Here is a 17636-nt window from a genome sequence, read left to right as displayed (position 1 = left end):
TTAAAAAGTGGTTGCTGTTTGGGAGCTGTTATTGTAAGCCAATAAAATGGCTTTTTCGTATCGTTTGTAAAACTCGGGGTCAAAATTAGCTTCCGCTAAATGTTTAATAACAAAATCAACATCGCGCTTTTCGTTGAGCCATTTGTTGAATGTTTCGTGTCGCATTCGGATACCGAAAGTATTTATTCCTAAAAAGGCATAGGTTTTTTTGTTGTAGGCAATGGTGATGCATTTGGTGTTGTCTTCATGTTTCCAATGGAAATGGGCTTCGTAATCTGGCCTGCCTTTACTGCCGTTCACCCAGCCGTAAGTTTGGTATTCAATATCAAAAAACTTGGCCGAGTTGAACCAATGCCCAGGGTTGTAAGGCAAGCGATTACCGCAAATGGTTTGTGCTACGGTTTCGCCCATCATGCGGCCGGTGTACCATACCGCTTCAATAGGGCGGCGGTTACCTATGGCTTCATGCTGTTCGGCACAATCGCCAATGGCATAAACATCTTCAATATTGGTTTCCAGGTAGCGGTTCACTTTTACACCCTTGCCTGTTTCTATTTCAGTTGATTTTAAAAAGTCGATATGTGGTGATACACCTGCCGTTAAACCTACCACATCGCAAGCTATCTCTTCACCGGTTTCTTCGATGATAACCGATTTCACCTTTCCGTTTTCGTCTGCTTTAATTTCCTTTAAATTGGTGCTTAATCGTAAATCGATATGGTGATTTATTATATGCCGGTTAATCATTTGGCTTTCTCCGTCGGGCAGCACGCCATTCCAAAAACTAGACTCACGCACCAAAAAAGTAACGGGTATATTGCGGGAACTCAACATTTCTGCAAGTTCGATGCCAATTAATCCGCCGCCAACAATAACGGCACGTTTGCACACTTTGTTATTAGGGGCGTAGTGTTCTAAATTTTCCAAATCCTGTTTATGGTAGAGCCCCATAACACCTTTTAAGTCTTGCCCCGGCCAACCAAATTTGTTGGGCTTACTGCCTGTGGCTATAATCAGTTTATCGTATTTTAAAGTGTCACCTTCAGAAAAATGCAAGGTTTTAGTTGAGGTTTCAACCGTTTCAACATAGGCTTTCTTCAGTTCGATGTTGTTTTTTTTCCAAAACCAATTTTCATAGGGTTGCGTGTGCTCAAATTTCATGTGCCCCATATAAACGTACATGAGTGCTGTACGAGAGAAAAAATAATCTGTTTCGGCAGAGATAATGGTTATTTCAGTATCAGAAAGTTTTCTAATATGCCGTGCAGCCGTAACGCCCGAAATACCATTTCCTATGATAACAATGTGTTCCATTTTTTTTAATTATGAGAGTTGAGTCGAAACTAAAGATAATAACTTAATTGTTGAGGGTTTAATTTAGAATAGATATAAATTGATGCTTTTCTGTAAGGATTACCAAATAACGGGATGTTGAAAAAATAATTTTTTTTGAAAGTTTATCAGCAAGATGCAGACTTAGTTCAAGTAAAAAAAATAATTTATTATGAAAAATTATACTTTAATATTGGCTGTTTTCTTTATGGCCTTTTCGGTAAACGGTCAAGACTTAGATGCTTTTTTTAACAAGGCCGATGCTTTTTTGAAAGCTAACGTGTCTAATGGTTTGGTTGCTTACAAGAAAATACATGATAACCCCGAAGCCCTTTACAGCTTGTTGAATTTAGCAGAGGGTATAGCCGTAGATAAAACCGACGCAAAAAACTATCAAGCATTTTGGATTAACGCTTATAATCTTTCAGTAATAAAAGGTATAATTGATAATTATCCAACCAATTCGCCATTAGCAAATGCTGGTTTTTTTGATAAAGTGAAACATAATATTGGAGGAAAAAGCATAACACTAAATGATATTGAACACAAGCTATTACGTGCTCAGTTTAATGATGCCCGTTTTCATTTTGTGTTAGTTTGCGGAGCCATTGGCTGCCCGCCTTTAATCAGTGAAGCGTATTTGCCTTCTACATTAAATACACAAATGGATGCGCAAACAAAGAAAGCTTTAAATGGCGATTTTTTAATGGTGAATATTAAAAAGAAACGTGTAGAAGCATCACAAATAATGGAATGGTACAAAGAAGATTTTACCATGAACGGTACTACTGAAATAGATTTTATAAATAGATACAGAACAGAAAAAATACCAGGTGGTTTCAAAATAAAATACTTTGAGTATAACTGGCAACTTAATAAACAATAATCAAAAAAAATATACATACACATGAAAAAACTAATGACCGTAGTATTTGTAGCGTTAGCATTTACAGCTTTTTCGCAAGAAGAAAACCAAGAAAACCAAGGCAGTGTTATACAAACCTACACACCATCAAAACTTTTAAAAAAAGGACAGTGGGATATTAAGTGGTTTAATAATTTATACACACAAACCAAAACAGCCGATGAAAGTGGTGACGTTACCAAAAACCTAAGTAGAGAAACTTATTTTACATCAACTTTAGATGTATTTACAGGTGTTTCAGAAAACAGTAAACTTAATGTAGGTGTTATTTTAGAGTTTCGTTCAAATGTAGTGGGCAATAGAAATGCGCTTGATGTTTTTAAGTTTGATGGTGAGCGCGGAACTGCACGTTCTGGTTTAACATCTATTGCGCCGGCTATAAAATTTAATCCGTTAAAAAATGTTTCAAACTTCACTATTCAAACAGCGTTACACATTCCTTTAGTAGGTAATGAAACTGAAGACGGGGTGTTTTTTGACCAAAAAGGGTTCATCTTTCAAAATAGATTCTTTTATGATTACACCTTTGGAAGTGGCGATTGGCAAATTTTTTCAGAGCTAAATACAGAGTTTAACTTTGGAAAAGAAGATGTGTACACTCCAGATTTTTCAACCTCACTTGAGGGGAGTTTTGCAAATAACAGTCTGCGTTTAACACCGGGTGTGTTTTTAAGCTATTTCCCTAGTAATAAATTTACAGTTTTAGCATTAGCACAACACTCGCAGTTGCTAGATTTAGGTAATGATTTCTCTCAAGATTTTACAGCCGTTGGTGGTGGTGCAAAATACCAATTAACCAAGGTTTTAAATATTGAAGCACTTTACACCAATTTTGTAAGAGGTAAAAGCTCTGGGTTGGGGCAAACATTTAATATAGGCTTAAGAGCCTTGTTTTAATAAATAACAGCAAAAGTTAACTTGTTTTGGGAATTAATTAATGGTACTTTAGGAGCTGTATTTTTTTAAAATGAAAACCTATAAGCTCCTAATTTTATTACTGTTATTACAATCATGTGCAGCGCAAGTTGAAAAAATAAACGGAGTTAGTTTTGTAGCGTCTAGAGATGCAGTGAATGATGTGCACATAAATCCGGTTGTAAAACTAAATGCTAACTATGCGGCTGTAATGCCTTTTGGCTTTGCGAAAAGCTTAAACAGTACAACGTTAACTTATAACACCAATAGGCAGTGGTTTGGTGAAACCGCAAAAGGTGTAAGGCAATATGTTGAAACACTACAAAAACACCACATAAAAATAATGCTTAAACCCCAAATTTGGGTTTGGCATGGTGAGTTTACGGGGTTTATTAAAATGACTTCGGAAGCAGACTGGAAGGCTTTTGAAACATCATATTCAAAATTTATTTTAGAGTATGCAGCTATAGCACAAGAGGTAAACGCCGATATTTTTTGTATTGGAACAGAATTGGAAACATTTATAAAAAGCAGGCCCAAATACTGGTTTCAAATCATAAAAAAAATTAAGGCGGTCTATAAAGGTAAATTAACCTATGCCGCAAATTGGGATGAGTTTAAACGCACACCCTTTTGGAGCGAATTAGATTTTATAGGTATTGATGCTTATTTTCCTGTAAGCGATGTTAAAACACCAACTTTTGAAGATGCTATGGAAGGTTGGAAAAATCATTTGTCAGAAATTAAAGCAAAGCAAAAGGCATTTAATAAACCAGTGTTGTTTACCGAGTTTGGTTACCGAAGTGTAGATTTCTCAGGGAAAGAACCTTGGAAAAGTGAACGAAGTATGCAGGGAGTTAATTTGGAGGCACAAGTAAATACCACAAAAGCACTTTTTGAAACCTTTTGGCATCAAGATTGGTTTGCTGGAGGTTTTGTTTGGAAATGGTTTGTAAATCATGAACAGGTTGGAGGTGAACAAAACCATATGTTTACACCACAAAACAAACCTGTTGAAAAGATTATAAAAAGCTACTATGAAGCGTTTAAATAGTTTATGGTTTTGCATTATATTGATTGTGTTTAGTGCTTGTTCAAGTGATGGTGTAAATACTGAAAACACTTTGGCCCAGTACGTTAAAGACAAAAACATTGAAGTAGGAGGCGTTATAGCATGTGCTGCCAGTGATAAAACAACGGGAGACATATTTGCCTTTTTTTATCCTGAACCAGGAGCAACAAACATTAAATATTATGAAACTGAAAATTCTAATTTTGATAAAAATGATTATGGGAGTTACTTTGAAGTAAAACATTCTATTGTTCCTGTGTTTAATGGTTATTTAGGTAGGTTTACACATAATGCGCAACATGAAAAATGGATAATTGTAACTTTTGAGCTTGATGGGGACATAAAAATTTCAAACCCTATTCGTTCAAAACAATTATCAAAACCTACACTTTGGAATGGTGCTGTTACAATAGAACAATCGCAATCAACCATGCCATTTTTTTACTGGGTTGATAACCCTGTTGGCGATAACGCTATTTATTTCCAAGTGGTAACAGATGATGAAAATAATTTGCTGTCTGGCACTTATACTCATGAAAACACATTTCAGTATTATAACACAAGTAATGTAATTCTCAATGTCACCCGTAATACACCGCCCAACTTAATAATCGGCAATACATATAATTTTACTTTAATGGATGTAAGTAAAGATAATTGGGTAAATTGGGTGGTTGAAAAAACATTTGAAGCGAAATAATGAAAAAATATTTAGCTTTTATATTTTTACTTTTGTGTGTCACTTTTCAGGCACAGAATATACATGATGTTAAAATACAGGGCAATAAAAGATTAAAAACATCATTTATAAAAAAAATAAGCATTCTAAAAGTTGGCGATAAATTAGATACTTTACAGTTAAACCAAGATATGCTTCTGTTAAAGCGTTTGCCTTCAATATCTAACGCGTCTTACCAAGTTTTAGCTACCAAAGACAATATGTATACAGTAATTTATGATATTGTTGAGAATATTACCCTTATTCCTTCGGTAAATGTTTATACTACAAATAATGATGAGTTTGCCTATCGTTTAGGGTTGTATGAATTTAACATGTTTGGCCGGAACATCATGGTAGGAGGATTCTATCAAAAGGATATCTATAGCTCTTATGCTATCAACTTTAGGGCGCCTTATTTGTTTTCAAACCAGTTAGGAATGGCTCTAAATTTTCAGGATTTAACAACACAAGAACCCGTTTTTTTTGATGATAAAGGCGTTAATTATAAATACCGAAATAAGTCCATGGAAATCATGGGGTTGTATCAAATAAATGTAGAAAACAAGTTAGAACTTGGGCTGAACTATTTTGTGGAAGATTACAGGTTTAAAGGTGAAAATATCAATAATAGGCCAGAGTTAAATGTGCACAAATGGTTGGCTAAAGGTATTTTTGATTACAATAAATTAGATTATTTCTATCAATACGTTTCTGGAATAAGAAACCAGTTAAATGTGCAATACGTGACCTCTACCAACGATATGCTGCCTGATTTTTTTATTGGCTGGAACGATTTTTTCTATTTTAAGAGACTGGGAGAAAAAGGAAATTGGGCAACAAGGGTTCGTATAGGGCTTTCTTCAAACGACGAAACCCCTTTTGCTCCTTTTTCTGTCGACAATAATTTGAATATTAGGGGTGTTGGCAATACCATTGATAGAGGAACGGGAGCCGTTGTATTAAATACCGAGCTAAGGCATACAATTATTGAAAAAAACTGGTTTGTATTGCAGAGTAACGTTTTTATCGATGCTGGATCTTGGAGGAATCCCGGCGGTGATTTTGATGATTTTGCAAACTCAGATAACGTAAAGTTTTACCCCGGCCTTGGGGTCAGATTTATGCACAAGAAAATTTATAATGCTATTTTTAGAATAGATTATGGCTATGGTATAAGTAAAAATGCCAGTAGAGGTTTTGTTTTTGGTATTGGCCAGTATTTTTAGATATGATAAAAGCGGTTTTTTGGGTTATAACTACATTTTGTGCCATTTGCTTGTTTCCGGGTAAATCTATTGCGCAAAGTCAATCATTAAATAGGTTTAAAAAAGCAGAACGTGTTTTAGAAAGCATGGTGCGCAAACGAAAAGTACCTGGAATGGCAATAACGGTTTCTAAAAATCAACAAGTGGTATGGTCTAAAGGTGTTGGTTTTGCAGACATTAAAAAAAAAATACCCATTAGTTCAGAACATACTGTTTTTAGAATTGGCAGTATTTCAAAGCCTATAGCAGCAATTGCTTTACTGCGGGGAGTAGAAAAAGGCTTAATAGCCCTAGATAGTTCAATATATAAGTATGTGCCCTATTTTCCCAAAAAAGAATATGATATCACCGTTAAACAATTGGGTGCGCACACGTCTGGAATTAGAAGCTATAAGGGAAATGAATTTAAAAGCAATAAACCTCTTGGCATAAAGGAAGGGATATCCTTTTTTCAAAATAGTTCGCTTGGATTTAAACCAGGTACAAATTTCACTTACTCCAGCTATAACTGGAATTTAATTTCACTGGCCATAATTGAGCAAGCTAATGTTGCTTTTGAAGATTTTGTAAAGACAGAGGTGTTATTGCCTTTTAGGATGGAACAAACCTTTGCTGATAAGAACCAAAATTTAAGAGGAAAAGCTGTTTTTTACCAAAAGAAAGGCAGAAGAAGATTTAAGCCAGTTGAAAAGGTGAACAACTATTTTAAGTTGGCCTCTGGAGGGTTTTTGTCAACAAGTCAAGATATTAATGCTTTTGGAAATGCCTTGTTAAAAATGTTGTCGGTTAGTCCCAACCGCCTAAAAGAATTTACAACTGCACAAAAAATAAAAATCAACAATGCATTAACTTCTACCTATTATGGTGTTGGTTTTCAAGTGAGCAATGATTCTTCTGGCCGTCCTTATTTTGGGCATATAGGAAATGCATTAGGGGGTTATGGTGTTTTTTATGTATATCCAGAAACTAATGTGGTTATCTCAATTCTGGCAAATTGCTCAAATCCCAATTCCCAAAAAATGTACGACAAGCTTATAAACAAAATATTTGAAGTTTTGTGAACTAACAACTAATTTGTCATTCCAAAACCATAACTAAATCATCAGCATTCACCATAATGCCGGGTTTTAAAACCAGTTTTTTAACTGTGGCATCGGCGTTAGCCGTAATGGTGGTTTCCATTTTCATGGCTTCGATAATAAATAATGGTTGATTTTTGGCTACCTTTTCACCACGTTTCACTAAAATAGTGGAAAGCATGCCCTGTAGCGGAGCGCCAATTTCATTGCTGTCCGCCTTATCGATTTTAACGTGTTCTACTTTATCAACTTTTATGGATTGATCTTTAATTTCTACGCTACGACCTTGTCCGTTTAGCCTGAAATACACAGTTACCATACCATCACCGTTCGGTTGCCCAACAGATTCTAATGTGATGAGCAAGCGCTTGCCACGATCTACTTCAACAATAATTTCTTCGCCTATTTCCATGCCGTAAAAGAAATTCTTGGTGGGCAGGTTCATTAAGTTATCATACTTCAAATGCTTGTTGTAGGCATCGGTAAATACCTTCGGATACAATTGGTAAGACAGAAAATCGGTATAATCAATATTTCGGCTTAAATCCTGTTCGAATATTTTTTTAAAATCTTCATATTCCTTTTCCAGATCCAACGGCGGCATGTGCTCATTGGGTCTATCGGAATAGGGTTTTTGGTCTTTTAAAATGATTTTTTGCAAATCTTTTGGAAATCCGCCAATGGGCTGGCCCAAGTCACCTTTAAAGAAATCGACCACCGATTGTGGAAAGGATAAACTTTCGCCCCTTTCCAAAACATCTTGAATAGTCAGGTTGTTACTTACCAAGTATTGCGCCATATCGCCAACCACTTTCGAGCTGGGTGTTACTTTAACAATGTCGCCGAACAATTGATTAACGTCGCTGTACATTTTAGTGATTTCATGGAAACGATCTTCCAAACCAAGTGCTCTGGCTTGAGGTTTTAGGTTTGAATATTGTCCGCCGGGAATTTCATGCTTAAATACTTCACCCGATCCCGCTTTCAAACCTGATTCAAAAGGATAATAATATTCCCTAACCGTTTCCCAATAATTGGAATATTCGTTTAGTGAATCGATGTTAATATCACTAGCACGCTCCTGAAATTTCAACATTTCCACTACCGAATTAAAATTAGGCTGCGAGGTTAAGCCTGATAATCCGCCCAGAGCAACATCAACCACATCAACACCAGCTTCAATAGCCTTTAAATAGGTAGCAGATTGAATGGAAGAAGTATCATGAGTATGCAGGTGCACGGGGATATTCAATTCCGATTTTAGTGCTGAAATGAGTTCGAAGGCAGCATAAGGTTTCAATAAACCGGCCATATCTTTCACTCCTAAAATATGGGCGCCCGCATTTTCGAGGTCCTTGGCTAGACTCACGTAATATTTTAAATCGTACTTTTTGTTGTCGGGATTTAAAATATCGTTGGTGTAACAAATGGAGCCTTCGGCCAAACCTTTGGTACGCGTACGAACGTGTTCAATACAAGGGGCAAGCGATTTCATCCAGTTTAAGGAGTCGAAAATACGGAATACATCAACGCCATTTTCCCAAGAATGCTCAACGAACTCACCAATCAAATTATCAGGGTAAGCTTTGTAACCCACGCCGTTAGAACCACGGATGAGCATTTGTAGCAGTAAATTGGGCATGGCTTTTCGTAATAAACGCAAGCGTTCCCACGGATTTTCTTGAAGAAAACGCAAGCACACATCGAAAGTGGCACCGCCCCAAACTTCCATACTAAAAATGTCGGGATGGTTTTTGGCATAGCCTTCAGCTACCTTTAGCATATCGAAAGTTCGCATGCGGGTAGCCAACAAACTTTGGTGGGCATCGCGCATGGTGGTATCGGTAAAATGGACTTTCTTTTCATTTTTAAGCCACTCGGAAAACTTGTCAGGCCCTAATTTGGTCAAAAGGTTTTTTGTGCCTTCGGGATAATCTGCATAGGTGTCAAACTTGGGTACTTTGGGTTTTACAAAAGTTTTGTTCGGATCCACTTTTTTAACATCCGGATTACCATTCACAATAATATCGCCTAAATAAGTGATTAATTTTGTAGCACGGTTTCTTGGAGCTTTAAATTGGAATAAATCTGGGTTTTGCTTGATGAAATTAACCGTAACCTGACCCTGCCTAAAAGTGTCGTGCTTTAAAATGTTATCGAGGAAAGGCATGTTGGTTTTAACACCACGGATTCTAAACTCGGCCAGTGCCCGGCGTATTTTCCTGCTGGCTCCGTCAAGCGTTCGGCCGTGAGCGGTAACTTTTACTAGCATAGAATCGAAAAACGGCGAAATTTTGGCGCCTTGGTAAATACTTCCCGCGTCGAGTCGAATTCCAAAACCCGATGCACTTCGGTAAGCTAACACCGTTCCGTAGTCGGGTTTAAAATCGTTTTGTGGGTCTTCGGTAGTTACGCGGCATTGCAGGGCATAGCCGTTTATTTTTAATGATTCTTGGCTAGCGATTTTTATTTGCTCGTCGCTTAGTTTATAGCCTCCGGCGATAAAGAGCTGGGTTTTTACCAAATCGATATTGGTAATTACTTCGGTTACCGTGTGTTCTACTTGAATACGGGGGTTCACTTCAATAAAATAGATGGAATCGTCGTCATCCACCAAAAACTCCACGGTACCAATATTGTTATAATCAACCGCAGTACAAATTTTAATAGCATAATCGTAAAGGGCCTGTTTGGTTTCCTCTTTTAGCCCATACGATGGTGCAAATTCAATCACTTTTTGGTAGCGACGTTGTACCGAGCAATCGCGTTCAAAAAGGTGAACGGTATTGCCATGGCTATCGGCCACAATCTGTATTTCAATGTGTTTTGGGTTTTCAACAAATTTTTCGAGAAAAACGGTGTCGTCGCCAAAAGCATTTAAGGCTTCGCGCTTACTTTCGGTGTAAGCTTTTTTTAGTTCGTCAACATTTCTTATCACACGCATGCCACGCCCGCCACCACCAGAGGCTGCTTTAAGCATAATGGGGTAGCCTATTTTTTTAGCTTCAGAAATGGCCGTGTCAACATCAATCAATGGCTTTTCGTTACTTTTTATGATGGGAATGTTGTTTGAAATAGCTACTTCCTTGGCAGTTATTTTATCACCTAAAGCTTTCAAAACGGATACTTTAGGGCCGACGAAAACAATACCGTTGTCTTCACAGGCTTGTGCGAATTTGGCATTTTCAGAAAGAAATCCGTAACCCGGATGAATGGCATCAACACCATTTTCAATGGCAATTTTTATAATCGCATTAATATCCAAATAAGGTTTTAGCGGCTCGTTATCTTCACCGATTTGATAGGACTCGTCGGCTTTGTAACGATGCAGAGAATAACGGTCTTCGTAGGTGTAAATGCCCACGGTTTTTATGTTGATTTCGGTGCAGGCTCTAAAAATTCTGATAGCAATTTCGCCGCGGTTGGCCACTAAAACTTTTTTTATTTTCATACGATGCGTGTTAGTTTGTCATTAAATATAGTGCTTAAAATACAAATTTCAACAGGTGTATGTCAACCATTTAAACTTAATTTAATATTGCACTTGACTATTTTGCTGGTAAACCCTTAGTTTTGCTGAAAACAAAATATTATGCGGGTATTAGCAATTGGAGATATTCATGGCGGACTTAAAGCTTTGGTTCAGCTTTTAAATAAATTGGAAATTAAAGATGGCGACACGCTTATTTTTATGGGTGACTATGTAGATGGTTGGAGCGAGTCGGCACAGGTGATTCAGTTTTTAATTGAACTTTCTGAGAAAATCAATTGTATCTTTATAAAAGGAAACCACGATGTGTGGTGCGAGGAATGGTTGCGCGACGGAAGCGTGGATATGACTTGGTACATCCATGGTGGAAAAGAAACCATGGAAAGCTATTCTGGTTTTTCAAAAGAGGATAAACAAAAGCATTTAGCTTTTTTTGAAAACCTAAAAATGTATCATTTGGATGATAAAAACCGCTTGTTTCTACACGCTGGTTTTACTTCGATGCATGGGGTTGAAAAAGAAGTGTTCCAAGCCACTTTGTATTTTGATAGAACGCTTTGGGAAATGGCCTTGACCATGGATAAAAGTATTGAAAGGGATTCTGAATTGTTTCCAAAACGACTGACCCATTACCACGAAATTTATATTGGCCACACGCCAACCACAAACTTTGGTGTTGAAAAACCCATGAATGCCACAAACGTATGGAACGTTGATACGGGCGCAGCTTTTAAGGGTAAATTAACAGCCATGGATATCGAAACTAAAAGCTTTTGGCAAAGTGATAATTTGCCTTGTTTGTATCCCAACGAAAAGGGAAGAAACAAGGACTAGTTGTTTGTTGAAAGGTGACGTTTATAATGTTGGTAAAGCTGATTAGCATCAGCACCAAGCCATTTTTTGATGTGAATAGACCAATAGAGGTATTGTACTTTCCAAATGCTGTGCTTGCGGTACATTCTGGCTGAAGTTTTCAGTTTTTTATTAATCACTACAAATTGCTGTCTCTCGTAAAGGGCGTTGATTAAAATATTGTCTTCGTAAATCACGTAGCGCTCATCAAAACCGCCTATGTCATTAAACAGAGATTTAGTGATAAACTGACTTTGGTCGCCTCCGCGGCAAGCCCGCCAATTGAATTGCGTGAGCCAACTCGCCAATTGTAGCCACCAATGGTTGCTGTCGAATTGCATTCTAAAACATCCTGCTGGATTGCCTCTTTTTATTTCATTGACTATAAATTGGTCGAAATGTTTGGGCGGAAACGAGTCGGCATGCAAAAAATAAAGGATGTTGCCTTGGGCGTGCTGTGTGCCGTAATTCATTTGTTTGGCACGACCTTTTTCTGAATGTAAAAGCGTTAATCTAATTTTAGTGCCGTTATTTTCAATGAATGAACGGACAACTTTTTCTGTGCCGTCGGTACTGCCGCCATCTACAATTATAATTTCGAAATGGGTTTTGTTTTTTACGTTTTTAGCCAAATAATCTAATAATTGGCCAATATGGGCTGCTTCGTTTAAAACAGGAATAATGGTTGAAATGAGGTGCATATTGTAAATTTACTCATTTAAAGTCCAATTGTAGTCTTTGTATTTAATTTTTGCAGCTTTTGAAATAGTAGTTTCAGTGTATGGGCTTATAAATTCAATTAAAGAGCCGTTTTCTTCAAAATCCTTTTTAAACCATTTAAAGATTTTTGAAAGTTCTATGAGATTTTTAGAGATGACATTCTTTTCAGGGTCGTTTAAAAATGTTTTAGTCGCATGGGTGAGCTGATTATCTAAGCGGGAAGGAACAAAAGCTTCATTTTGTAGTTTCGGACAAGAGTGCGAGGCGCAAACAATAGCAAAATGGATGCGAGGTTCGCCCATTTTACGTAAAATGTCATGTTCAATATGGTTGAGCGAAAGTAACTTTCCGTTAATGGGAATAAATTTTTGGTCCCACGGATGTTTAAGGTCTTTAATGCTTTTTATGGGGTAATTGTCAATAATCAATTTGATGGTAAAGGCATTGTAAGCGTTAATCCAATAGGCTAAGGTTTCGTTTTTAGGCCACGATTCCGTAGGATGCGCTTTTGAAAATTCAGCTAAATATTGGTTTAAAACATTGGGGTTAGCTTTTATGGTACTGTAGTTTACGTTTCCACCTTCCGAAACATGGGCTTGTAAGAGTTCTGAAAATTTACTGTGGTCAAAATGTTGTGCTTGGGCAAATAACCCAAAAGAAATTGCAAAGCCAATCAGTAATCTTTTAATCATTGTTTTTTTGTGAATGGAAACAACTCTTGTTCCATAAATTTTTTTGGGAAATTATGGTCGCCTTCAAAGCCCAATTCAATGTCTTTTCCGCTATACGGCAAATAGTCGGTTTTAAAGAGGTAATCCCAAATACTCAAGGTTAGTCCGTAATTTACACCATACCTAACATGTTCGGGCAAAGCTTTAGCGTGGTGCCAAATGTGCATTTTCGGGTTGTTGAAAATGTATTTAAAAATGCCGTAATCCCAACCTAAATTAGCGTGGTTTAGATGGCCAATGGTAATGGCAAAAAAGTGGACTATTGCGACATCTTGCGCATCAAAACCGCCGATGAGGGCAATGGGAATATAAAGTGCCGATTTGTAAACCACGGGTTCCATCCAATGGTAGCGTAAATGTGCTGCAAAGCCCATTTGTTTCACCGAATGATGCACTTTATGAAATTCCCATAAGAAAGGCACGCGGTGTAAAAGGCGGTGGGTATTCCATTGAACAAAATCGGAAACTAAAAAGAAAATGAGCAACCCCAGCCATTTGGGTAGTGTATCCACATCAAAAAGTTGAACGTTGGAAATGCTCAATCCAAAAACACCTAAAATATCATTAAACATATGTTCGGCCGTGTTCGATAAGGCTATGAGGACAATAAGGTTCAGTAAAAAGAAATTGAAAAACATGTAAAAGGTATCGAGCCAAAAATCCTTTCTGAAGATGGCTTGTTTCTTCCGCCACGGAAAGATGATTTCCAAGAGCCAAACGGCTAATGAAATGATAATTAACCCATAAAAATAATTGTCCCAATGGTTTGGGAAGAATATCTCGTTTTTTAGATAATTCCAGTATCCTTTGTAAGCGTTCAAAATAATTTCAATATACCTTTCCATAGTGCTCATTAGCCTTTTAAGGCTTTGTTTTTTACCAATGAAACTACTCCAAAAACGGGGCCAATGGCCAAAATGCTGAATATATAAATGAAGGTATAGGATTCAAGAAAAACAGTGGTTAGTTGAATGCTTACTATGGTAATGCAATAGCCCATGCAGTTTACGATGGTAAGCGCGGTGCCTTTTTTGTCTGGAGATGCGTTTTGCGCAATTAATGTGGAAAGCAGCGGTGAATCTATAATAACAGCGACACCCCAAAATAATAAGACAGCAATAAGTAAAGTGTTTGATGCCGCTGAAAATATAAAAGGCGAAACCAAACAACAGAACCCCGAAAGTGAAAGTGCCGTAATGCTGATGATTTTAGCGTTGAATTTTTCAGACAGAAATCCGCCCAAAACACAGCCTAAACTGCCAATGCCTATTATAAAAAACGCCCAAAACGAAACGTCTAAGTCATTTTTGAATTGAGAGTTGTAAAATTTTAAAACCAACGGAACAAAAGCCCAAAAGGTATAAAGTTCCCACATGTGCCCAAAGTAACCAAAGGCCGCTGAACGGAATGGTTTGTTTCTAAAAATGGAAACAAAGGAAGTCAAATCAAGGGTTTTGCTAGGTAATCTATTTGGGCCATCGGGGACCAAAGTGAAGATTAAAGTGCCTCCAACAATTGATAGTACAGAAGTACCTAAAATAACGGCGTACCAGATATTAGGATTTGTAAACTGACTTAATAGATGCGGAAATGCAGTGCCTAAAACGAGGGCGCCGACTAAAAAACTGAGCGATTTTCCGAGGCCTTTTTCAAAATAATCGGCTGCAATTTTCATTCCTACAGGGTAAATTCCTGCCAAGAAAAAGCCCGTTAAAAAACGAAATATTATTAGGCTTATCAAGCTGTTTTCTGGCCAACATATGCCTAAGTTGAATAGGGCGCCAAGAATGGCCGAACCAAAAAATACTTTTGAGGGCGAAAACCTATCGGAAATAGTAAATACGGCAAATATTAATGTGCCCACAATAAACCCAAACTGTATGGCCGAGGTTAAATGACCTAAGGCGTTTTCGTTCAGGTTAAATTCTGAAATCACATTTTTTATCACACCATTGCTAGCAAACCAAAGCGAAGTGCAGCAAAACTGAGCTAAAACAATTAAAGCTAATGTTTTTTTGGAGCTAGGCATGGTTTAAAGTTTAGCAACACCCACCACCATCATAATGGAAGGTAGATTCACTAATAAAAATATCGTCTCTGTTTAACGCCGCTAAAGCCCCGGCGGTTTTGTCGCACACCGCTAAGGGTTGGTTTTTCAGTAAAACGTGTCCTTTTTTGTCATCAAAATAATCTTCGGTGCCAAAGTAAATCGCCGCTTTTCCCGTGAAAACACAAGGTCCATCTTCAGGCATAGGGTCTTTTATGGCGGCCACTTCAATGGATTCGATATAAATCAACTCGTCTGTTGGGTAGTGTTTTGGGTCGAGAATACGATAGGGCTTACGGGCACGGATTTCAATAGTGCCAAAACCTGCATCGGTGAGCATTTTTACATAATCGGCAATGGGTAAACTGCCACTTAAACACAGGGCACGTAGCCTTTCGTCGTTGCGAAGGGTGTCGTTCATGGGCTGTTCGCAAGTGGGGTCGCTCATTACCAATTTGCCATGTGGTTTTAAAACGCGGTACATTTCGGCAATAGCTTTTTTTAAGTCATCGGTTTTAAAAATATTGAATAGGCAGTTTTGAGCACCCACGTCGATGCTGTTGTCTTCAACGGGAAGGTTGAGTGCATCGCCTTTTTTTAAATCGACAAACTCGCTTTTAAACCACGGATTAAGTTCTTCGGCCTCAGCAAAATTCTTACGGGAAGCTTCCAGCATTTCATCAACCACATCAATGCCAACAACACCGTTTTTTGTTCGGTTGAAATAAGCGAACTGAAGCAATTCCATGCCGCCGCCCACGCCCACATAAAGCATTTTGGGATTGTTCGATAAATCTCTGGCATGAACCGTTGAGCCGCAGCCATAGTTCATTTCTTGCATGATTTTCGGAATTTTTAATCCGGGCAATTCCCAAATAGGGTTGGTGGTACAGCACAGCCCAACGTCTGGGGTTAGTGCGGCTTCTTTGTAAACGTTGTGGGTGGTTTCTAGGTAGCTCATGTTTTTCAGTCTTCAGTGGCAGTATCCAGTCACAGTATCCAGCGCTTTTTTTGACGCCTACTGCATACCGTCGAATGCCTGTTATCAAAGTGTTTCTATTAATGCTTTAAATAATGTTACCATTTGCGGCTCAGCTTTTTCTGCACTGGAAATAATGTCTTTTATGTCAACGGGTTCCAGGTTGTCTGGGTCGCATTCATCGGTTAAAACCGATACGGCTGCTACCCTTAAGTTTAAATGGTTGGCCACAATAATTTCCGGAACGGTACTCATACCTACGGCATCGGCGCCAATGATTTTTAGCATGCGGTATTCGGCACGGGTTTCCAGTTGAGGCCCTACAACACTGGCGTACACGCCTTCGTGTAGAGTAATGTCGTTGCTTTTTGCGATGTCTTTAAAAGTGGCATTGATTTTGGCATCGTACGGTGCACTCATATCGGTAAAGCGTTCGCCTAAAAGACTCACACCTTTAAAGGCCAATGGCGAACTGCCCTGAAGGTTAATATGGTCTTCAATAAGCATAAGTTCTCCTTTTTTAAAGTTGAGGTTGATTGCGCCAGCAGCGTTAGATACCAAAAGTGTTTTTATGCCCAGCTTTTCCATGATGCGAACAGGAAAGGTTACATCCTGCAAGGTGTAGCCTTCGTAAAGATGAAAACGACCTTGCATCACCACTACTTTTTTTCCGGCTAAAACACCGTAAATGAGTTTGCCTTTATGAAATTCGACAGTGGCTGTTGGGAAATTGGGAATGTGGTTGTAGCTTGCCTCTTTAATAATTTCTATCTCGTTGATGAGTTGCCCCAAACCGGTACCGAGAATGATTCCGATTTCTGGGTTTTCAAAACCTCTATTTTGCAAGTAATCAACTGTTTCTTCTATAAACTTAATCATGGATTTGCTTGATTTTTTCTTGTAATGCGTTGTTGTTTTGATAAAATTTTGAAGTCACTAAATCTTCAAAAGTATCAATATCGTTTAAGGTTTCTAAAGTAGTAAAACTTATGTTGTTTTGCTTTAGTTCTGTGGTGGTTTCTGCTAAGAGTTGAGGCTGGCTCCATGGTTTGTTTTCAAAAATGGAACGGCGCATTTGGTTGAGTCCTACAAGGTAATAGCCGCCATCTTCGGCAGGGCCAAAAACAGCATTGTTTTCTTTTAATCTTTCAAAAGCTTGGCAGATGTGTTTTTCTGAAATATCGGGTAAATCGGAACCAATGAGTACAATACGCTCATAACCTTCTGAAAAACCATTTTGAAAAGCATTGTACATGCGTTCGCCCAAATCTTCACCTTGTTGAATAGTTTTTAAAAATCCATTCCAACCGAGTTTTTCAATGTGTTTTGAAAAATGAATTTGAACGTCGGCATCCAAATGTTTTACGGCGTTTTCAGTCACTTTAACTAATTCAGAATAGACGGTTAGAGCGGCTTCATCGCCAATGGTTTTGGCTAATCGGGTCTTTACTTTGCCAAGTTGGGTGTTTTTTACAAAAACAATAACCAGTTCTTTTTTCATACTTCTT

Annotated in this window: 16 protein-coding genes; 7 read left to right on the top strand and 9 right to left on the bottom strand. The window is 37.9% G+C overall.

Annotated elements, in window-relative coordinates:
* Window positions 1-1314: an FAD/NAD(P)-binding oxidoreductase gene (locus ABI125_15940; protein XCF06197.1), complete on the bottom strand. Its 1314-nt coding sequence runs from the start codon at window positions 1312-1314 to the stop codon at window positions 1-3.
* Window positions 1315-1504: 190 nt separating this feature from the next.
* Here ABI125_15940 and ABI125_15935 point away from each other — a divergent pair, with 190 nt between their 5' ends.
* The 6 genes from ABI125_15935 to ABI125_15910 all read left to right on the top strand — a co-directional run bounded on the left by ABI125_15935 (window position 1505) and on the right by ABI125_15910 (window position 7291).
* Window positions 1505-2218 carry a DUF547 domain-containing protein gene (locus tag ABI125_15935; protein XCF06196.1) on the top strand — a complete coding sequence of 238 codons (714 nt, stop codon included), beginning with the start codon at window positions 1505-1507 and terminating at the stop codon, window positions 2216-2218.
* Window positions 2219-2239: 21 nt separating this feature from the next.
* Complete coding sequence (locus ABI125_15930; protein ID XCF06195.1) at window positions 2240-3154, top strand: hypothetical protein; 915 nt, start codon at window positions 2240-2242, stop codon at window positions 3152-3154.
* A gap of 70 nt (window positions 3155-3224) precedes the next feature.
* Window positions 3225-4226, top strand: coding sequence for a glycoside hydrolase TIM-barrel-like domain-containing protein (locus ABI125_15925; protein XCF06194.1), 1002 nt, complete (start codon window positions 3225-3227; stop codon window positions 4224-4226).
* Complete coding sequence (locus tag ABI125_15920) at window positions 4210-4944, top strand: hypothetical protein (protein XCF06193.1); 735 nt, start codon at window positions 4210-4212, stop codon at window positions 4942-4944. The genes ABI125_15925 and ABI125_15920 overlap by 17 nt, the downstream gene beginning before the upstream one ends.
* Entirely contained in the window at window positions 4944-6191 is a 1248-nt protein-coding gene (locus ABI125_15915; protein XCF06192.1) for a POTRA domain-containing protein, read from the top strand. The genes ABI125_15920 and ABI125_15915 overlap by 1 nt, the downstream gene beginning before the upstream one ends.
* A 2-nt stretch (window positions 6192-6193) precedes the next feature.
* A complete protein-coding gene (locus tag ABI125_15910; GenBank protein ID XCF06191.1) occupies window positions 6194-7291 on the top strand; it encodes a serine hydrolase domain-containing protein in 1098 nt (365 codons plus the stop codon).
* Window positions 7292-7307: 16 nt separating this feature from the next.
* Here ABI125_15910 and ABI125_15905 read toward each other — a convergent pair whose 3' ends face one another.
* The gene (locus tag ABI125_15905) at window positions 7308-10760 is read right to left on the bottom strand and encodes a pyruvate carboxylase (GenBank protein XCF06190.1); all 3453 of its coding nucleotides are present in this window, start codon (window positions 10758-10760) and stop codon (window positions 7308-7310) included.
* Between the two features lie 141 nt (window positions 10761-10901).
* Here ABI125_15905 and ABI125_15900 point away from each other — a divergent pair, with 141 nt between their 5' ends.
* Complete coding sequence (locus ABI125_15900) at window positions 10902-11633, top strand: metallophosphoesterase family protein (protein ID XCF06189.1); 732 nt, start codon at window positions 10902-10904, stop codon at window positions 11631-11633.
* On the opposite strand, the gene ABI125_15895 is transcribed toward ABI125_15900, so the two are convergent.
* The 7 genes from ABI125_15895 to ABI125_15865 all read right to left on the bottom strand — a co-directional run bounded on the left by ABI125_15895 (window position 11630) and on the right by ABI125_15865 (window position 17629).
* A complete protein-coding gene (locus tag ABI125_15895; GenBank protein XCF06188.1) occupies window positions 11630-12352 on the bottom strand; it encodes a TIGR04283 family arsenosugar biosynthesis glycosyltransferase in 723 nt (240 codons plus the stop codon). The genes ABI125_15900 and ABI125_15895 overlap by 4 nt on opposite strands.
* Before the next feature lie 9 nt (window positions 12353-12361).
* Window positions 12362-13063, bottom strand: a complete 702-nt coding sequence (locus ABI125_15890) for a DUF547 domain-containing protein (GenBank protein XCF06187.1) — start codon at window positions 13061-13063, stop codon at window positions 12362-12364.
* The gene (locus ABI125_15885; GenBank protein XCF06186.1) at window positions 13060-13947 is read right to left on the bottom strand and encodes a sterol desaturase family protein; all 888 of its coding nucleotides are present in this window, start codon (window positions 13945-13947) and stop codon (window positions 13060-13062) included. The genes ABI125_15890 and ABI125_15885 overlap by 4 nt, the downstream gene beginning before the upstream one ends.
* Window positions 13948-13955: 8 nt before the next feature.
* Window positions 13956-15131, bottom strand: a complete 1176-nt coding sequence (locus ABI125_15880) for an MFS transporter (protein XCF06185.1) — start codon at window positions 15129-15131, stop codon at window positions 13956-13958.
* A gap of 10 nt (window positions 15132-15141) precedes the next feature.
* Window positions 15142-16110 carry an arsenosugar biosynthesis arsenite methyltransferase ArsM gene (gene arsM / locus ABI125_15875; protein XCF06184.1) on the bottom strand — a complete coding sequence of 323 codons (969 nt, stop codon included), beginning with the start codon at window positions 16108-16110 and terminating at the stop codon, window positions 15142-15144.
* 84 nt (window positions 16111-16194) lie between these two features.
* Window positions 16195-17007: a purine-nucleoside phosphorylase gene (locus ABI125_15870; protein ID XCF06183.1), complete on the bottom strand. Its 813-nt coding sequence runs from the start codon at window positions 17005-17007 to the stop codon at window positions 16195-16197.
* A complete protein-coding gene (locus ABI125_15865; protein ID XCF06182.1) occupies window positions 17000-17629 on the bottom strand; it encodes a TIGR04282 family arsenosugar biosynthesis glycosyltransferase in 630 nt (209 codons plus the stop codon). Before ABI125_15865 ends, ABI125_15870 begins: the two co-directional genes overlap by 8 nt.
* Window positions 17630-17636 lie beyond the last annotated feature (7 nt).

The organism is Tamlana crocina, assembly GCA_040429635.1.
Classification (GTDB): domain Bacteria; phylum Bacteroidota; class Bacteroidia; order Flavobacteriales; family Flavobacteriaceae; genus Flavisericum; species Flavisericum crocinum.
This window is presented reverse-complemented; position numbering and strand designations above follow the sequence as displayed.